The organism is Micromonospora sp. NPDC005197 (assembly GCF_040608295.1).
Taxonomy (GTDB): Bacteria; Actinomycetota; Actinomycetes; order Mycobacteriales; family Micromonosporaceae; genus Micromonospora.
Genome location: NZ_JBEXHY010000210.1, coordinates 1 through 5,813 on the forward strand (window position 1 = coordinate 1; position 5,813 = coordinate 5,813).

The 5,813-nt window shown below is 74.5% G+C and carries 3 protein-coding genes; 2 read left to right on the forward strand and 1 reads right to left on the reverse strand.

Annotated elements, in window-relative coordinates; all coding sequences use genetic code 11:
- Positions 1–16 precede the first annotated feature (16 nt).
- Positions 17–1,948 (reverse strand): anthranilate synthase family protein, encoded by a 1,932-nt coding sequence (locus ABZU46_RS30700; protein ID WP_354863200.1) that lies wholly within the window; start codon positions 1,946–1,948, stop codon positions 17–19.
- Between the two features lie 270 nt (positions 1,949–2,218).
- Between ABZU46_RS30700 and ABZU46_RS30705 the strand changes: the two genes are divergently transcribed.
- Positions 2,219–3,631: an FGGY family carbohydrate kinase gene (locus ABZU46_RS30705; RefSeq protein ID WP_354863198.1), complete on the forward strand. Its 1,413-nt coding sequence runs from the start codon at positions 2,219–2,221 to the stop codon at positions 3,629–3,631.
- 95 nt (positions 3,632–3,726) lie between these two features.
- Positions 3,727–5,813, forward strand: a 2,087-nt coding sequence (locus ABZU46_RS30710; RefSeq protein ID WP_354863199.1) for a nitrate- and nitrite sensing domain-containing protein, incomplete at its 3' end; no start/stop codon positions are given.

Consider the following 5,813-nt stretch of genomic DNA (forward strand, 5'->3'; position numbering starts at 1 on the left):
GGACGCGGCCGGTCGGCTACGCCTGGTGGGCCGGGCCGGTCGGCGATGCCTGCCGGGCCGGGCGTGGCGCCGGCAACAGATCGGCCAGCAACTCGGTCAGCACGGTCAGCCCGTCCGGGCTGAGCACCGACTCCGGGTGGAACTGCACCCCGGCGAAACCCTGCCCGCGCAGGGCGTGCACGGACCCGTCGCGCGCGTCCCGGGCCAGCTCCACCGTCCCGTACGCGGTGTGCAGCCGGTCCGCCTCGGCCCGCGCGGTGAACGAGGAGTAGAAGCCGACCCGGCGGGCCCGGCCGAACAGGGCGACCTCCCGTTGCAACCCCTGATAGGGCGCGTCGCGGCGGTGCAGGGGCAGCCCCAGCAACCCGGCCAGCACCTGGTGCCCCAGGCAGACCGCGAGGGTGGGCCGGCCGGTCGCCAGCAGCCCGTCCAGCAGCTTGCGCAACGCGGCCATCTTCGGGTCGTCCGAGCTGCCCGGGTCGCCCGGCCCGGGCCCGGCCACCACCAGGTCGTACTCGTCGACCGGGCCACCTGCGTGCCACGGCCGCAGGGTGACCGCGAGACCCAACGCGCCCAGTTGGTGCGCCAACATGCCGGTGAAGGTGTCCTCGGCGTCCACGATCAGTGCCCGCAGACCGACCAACCCGGGCAGCCCCGGCGCGTCCGGCGCCCGCTGGTCCAGCCAGAACCGGGCCAGCGGCGTGTTCCGCGCGGCGAGCGCGTCGCGTACCGCCGGGTCGTCGGCCAGCCGCACGACCGGCCTGCGGTCGCCGGCGGGCGCCGCCGGGCCGAGACCGAGCGCGGCCAGCACTCCGGCGGCCTTGGCGTGCGTCTCGGCCACCTCGCCGGCCGCCGTCGAATGCCGAACCAGGGTCGCGCCGACCGGCACCCGCAGCCGGCCGGTGGGGGAGATCTCGGCGGTACGGATCAGGATCGGCGCGTCCAGCGTCTGGCGACCGGCGTCGTCGTGACCGAGCAGGGCCAGCACGCCCGCGTAGTAGCCCCGGCCCCGGCGCTCGTGCCGGGCGATCACCCGGCAGGCGTTCTCCATCGGGCTGCCCGTCACGGTGGGCGCGAACATCGTCTCCCGCAGCACCTCCCGCACGTCGCGGGTGCCCCGCCCGGCGAGCAGGTACTCGGTGTGCGCCAGGTGGGACATCTCCTTGAGGTACGGGCCGATGACCTGGCCGCCGTGCTCGGCGACGGTCGCCATCATCTTCAGCTCCTCGTCGAGCACCATGTAGAGCTCCTCGACCTCCTTCGGGTCGGCGAGGAACCGCAGCAGCGCTTCCCGGTCCGGGGCGTCGCCGCCGGGCCGGAAGGTGCCGCTGATCGGGTTCATCATCACGAGCCCGTCGTCGACGCTGACGTGTCGTTCCGGGCTGGCGCCGACCAGGGTCCGGGTGTCGGTGTGCACCACGAACGTCCAGTAGGCGCCGCGCTCGGCGACCAGCAGCCGGCGCAGCGCGGCCAGCGCCGCCACCAGCGGGGCGCCCTGCACGCTGGCGTGCAGGGTGCGGTGGATGACGAAGTTCGCGCCCTCGCCGCGGCCGATCTCCTCGGTGAGCACCCGCTGCACGATCCGCGCGTACTCCTCGTCGCTGACGTCGAACGCGGCGTCGCGGGTGCGGACCGGCTGGTCGGGCAGCGCGGCCAGGGCCTCGGCCAGGGGGATCCGCCGGTGCTCGCGGACCTGGAGGCACTCCAGCGGGGCGTCGTCGTCGACGCAGGCGAAGCCACGCTCGGCGATCTGCCGGAACGGCACCAGGGCCAGCGTCCGCGCCCCGGGCGCACCCGGCGACAGCGGGATGTCCGCCAGGCGGTCGACGGTGGCGACGACGCCGGTGAACAGTTCCAGCTCGTCGGCGCCCTCGCGGCGCAACAGCGCGAACGGGCCGGGGTCGTCGCCACGGGAGATGGCGGCGAGCAGGTCGGTCAGGTGGATCAGGCTGGTCATCGTGGTCTCCGTGGGCCGGGCGCCGCCAGCGGTGGCGGCCATCCGGGCCGGGAGATCCGGCGGCCGCCTCGTGGCGGCCGCGTGGATGGAGCTACGCGCGGGGGGTGGCCGCCGGGTCGGCGGGCCACCAGGAGGTTGGGTGCGCGAGCATGCGGTCCACCTTACGCGGCCGCGGGCCGGCTCGGGACCCCTTCGGGCGTACCGGTGTGCCCGGCCGGACCTCCGTTCCCGCGCGGCCGGCACCGGGTAACTTGACCGGCGATGAACATTCTCGCGCTCGACCTGGGCACCTCCTCCGTACGGGGGCTGGTGCTGGACGGGGAGACCCAGCCGCTGCCCGGCGCCCTGGCCCGGCGGAAGGTCAACCTCGCCCTCGGTGACGACGGCACCGGCACGCTCTCCGGCCCCGACTACCTCGCCTGTCTCATCGAGTGCCTGGACGAGCTGGCCGAGGCGGGGCACCTGCACGACGTCGACCTGGTGGCGACCTCCGCGCAGTGGCACTCGGTGCTTCCGCTGGACCGCGACGGCACTCCGCTGGGCCCGGTCGTCACCTGGTTGGACACCCGGCCCGCGCCGGTCGGCGACACGTCCGGCCCGGCCGACCCGGACGCCTTCCACCAGCGCACCGGCTGCTGGTGGCACCGCTCCTACTGGTCGGTGCGCCTGCCCTGGCTGCGGGAACAGTCCGGCACGCCGATCGCCCGGTTCGTCGGCCTGCCGGAATACGTGCTGGGCGAGCTGCTGCAGGCGGCGCCCATGTCGGTCTCCCAGGCCTCCGGCACCGGCCTGCTCGATCTGAGCAGCCTGCGCTGGGATGAGGAGGCGTTGACGCTGGCCGGTGCGCGACCGCGCGACCTGCCGACCCTGGGTGAGCTGGACTGGCACGGCCGGCTCCGGCCCGACCGCGCCCGCCGCTGGCCGCAGCTGGCCGAGGCCCGGTGGGCGCCGCCGGTGGGTGACGGCGGGGCGTCGAACGTCGGCTCGGGCTGCGCCGACCCGAGCCGGGCCGCGGTCACGGTGGGCACCTCCGCGGCCGTACGCCTGATGCAGCGGATCCCGGCCGGAGAGCCGCTACCACGACTGCCCGAACGACTCTGGCGCTACCGGGTCGACCACGACCACGTGGTGACCGGGGCGGCGTACTCCAGCGGTGGCAACCTGTTCGCCTGGGCGAACAGGGAGCTGCGACTGCCCCACGGGGATGAGCTGGACGCGGCGCTGGCGTTGGTGCCGGCGGGCGGCGGCCGGCCGACCGACCCCCGTTTCGGGGGCGACCGGCCGCCCGGGTTGGCGCCGGCCGGCTCGGGCGAGCTGCGCGGCCTGAGCTTCAGCACCACGGCGGTGGACATCCTGGCCGGGTTGATGCAGGGGCTGTGCGAGCTGGTCGCCGACGATCTCGCGGTGCTGGAGTCCACGGTCGACAAACCGGTCGGGGTGGTGCTGGGTGGCGGCGCGGTGGCCGCCTCGGTGTGGTGGCGGCAGGCGTTCGCCGCCGCGCTCGCGCCGCGACCGGTGTCGCACCAACGCAACCCGGAGATCGGTGCCACCGGCGCCGCGTTGGTCGCGCTGGGCCGCTTTGGTGCGGCGGCCGAGCTCGCCGACATCGGCCAGACGGATGAGCTGGTCTTACCGACCACGACAGGACGATCCCACCCGCAGTATCCTTCCTGAACTTTCGCCCTGCCCGGGCCGTTGACAGCGCTACCGAGCCTGGTTGGATGGACTGCGCTCCCCGGGTCGCGGTGGACGCGGCAGGAGGAGGCAGGGTGGCGGGAGGTCCCGATCCGGCGACCGGCGGGGTGTCGAACCACCGCCGGCGACGCTTCGACGTCCGCGTCGTTCCGCATCGACGCCGCTCGCCGTTCCGGCTGCGGGACTGGCGGATGAGCACCAAGCTGGCCACCGTGCTGGTGGTGCCGTCGGTGGCGTTCCTGGTGCTCGCGGGCGTGCAGACCAGCGCCCTGGTCGGACGGACGACCGCGCTGAACGACTTCTCCCGGCAGGTCGGCATCGGCCGGCAGATCACCGCAGTGGTGCACCAGCTCCAACAGGAGCGGGACCGCTCGGCGGGTGAGCTGGGCGAGCTGCGCCGCGGTGGCGACCGGCAGGCCGCCGCCACCGCGCTGCGACCGTTGCAGGCGGCCTCCGACCGGGCGATGGCCGACCTGAGCCGGGCGGCCGGGCCGCTGGCCGACGCCGACGCGTCCTGGCGGGTGGCCTTCTCCGAGGCGCAGGAGGCGTACGACCAGGTGATCGACATCCGTCCGGCGATCCCGCCGGCGGTGCTCAGCAACGACACCATCCTGAGCAACTACCACCGGGCCGTGGGCGCGCTGCTGGACCTGCTCGCCGAGCCGACGCCGGGTCAGGACCGGGCGGCGCTGAGCGACTCGGTGCTGCGCTACGTGCAGCTGGCCCGGGTCAAGGAGCTCTCCTCCCGCGTCCGCGCCCAGCTCTACGCCGCCGCCCGCGCCGGCCGGTACGGCACGGAGGACCGGGTGGTCCTCACCGACCTGCGCGCCCAGCAGTTGACCGCCCTCGGCGCGTTCCGGGTGGCCGCCACCACGGATCAGATCCGCCGGTACGACGAGACCTCGGTGAACCCGCTGTTCCTGGTCGCCACCCAGCTGGAGGAGCGCAGCCTGCCGGCCGGGAACGCCGCGCCCGAGGTGCTGCCGTCGGAGCAGTGGTGGTCGGCCAGCCAACAGCGCCAGGAGTTGCTGCGCCAGGTCGAGGCGGGGGTGCTGGACGACGCGGTGCGCCAGGCCGACGACGCCAGCAGCGGCCAGTTGCGGGCCACCCTGCTGGTGGTGGGCGGTGTCGTCGCCGTGCTGCTGGTCGCCCTGCTGATCTCATTGCTGGTGGGGCGGTCGGTCGCCCGGTCGATGCGGCTGCTGCGCAGCCAGGCGCTGCGCATCGCGCAGGTCGAGCTGCCGGACGCGCTGGATCGGCTGCGGACCGTCACCGGCGGGGTGCCGAGCATCGACGTCGCGCCGGCTGTGGTCCGTTCGCTCGACGAGATCGGTGAGCTGGCGGAGGCGTTCGTCGCGGTGCACCGCAGCGCCGTGACCGTAGCCGTCGAGCAGGCGCTGATGCGTCGCAACGTCAATGCGATGTTCGTCAACCTGGCCCGCCGCAGCCAGGTGCTGGTGGAGCGCCAACTGGAGTTGCTCGACGACCTGGAGCGCGAGGAGAGCGACCCGGACCAGCTCGGCAACCTGTTCAAACTCGACCACCTGGCCGCCCGGATGCGCCGTAACGACGAGAGCCTGCTGGTGCTCGCCGGTACGGACTCCACCCGTCGGTGGAACCGTCCGGTGGGTCTCGGCACCGTGCTGCTGGCCGCCGCCGCCGAGATCGAGCAGTACCAGCGGGTCCGGCTGGATTCGGTGGGCGAGGTCAACGTGGTGGGGCACGCGGTCGGGGAACTGGTGCACATGCTGGCCGAGCTGCTGGAGAACGCGACCGCGTTCTCCCGTCCGGACACGGTCGTGCTGGTGACCGCAAGGGTCGAGGCTTCGGGCGCGTTGATCGAGATCGTGGACGACGGCCTGGGCATGAGCCCGACCGCGCTGGCCGAGGCGAACGCGGTGCTGGCCAGCCCACCGGCCGCGGACGTCGCGGCGGTCGAGCGGATGGGCCTGTTCGTGGTCAGCCACCTGGCGAGCCGGCTGGGCGTGCGGGTGCAGCTCGACGCACGCCAGAGCGGCCTGGTCGCGCGGCTGGTGCTGCCGGCCGCCCTGCTGGCTCCGGCCGGTGCGGTGGAGCTGGATCCGCCGGCGCCGGCCCGGATGCTGGCGGCGAGTGCGGCGCGGGGCGCCGCGGCGCAGCGGATGGCGGGGGCGCCCCGCTC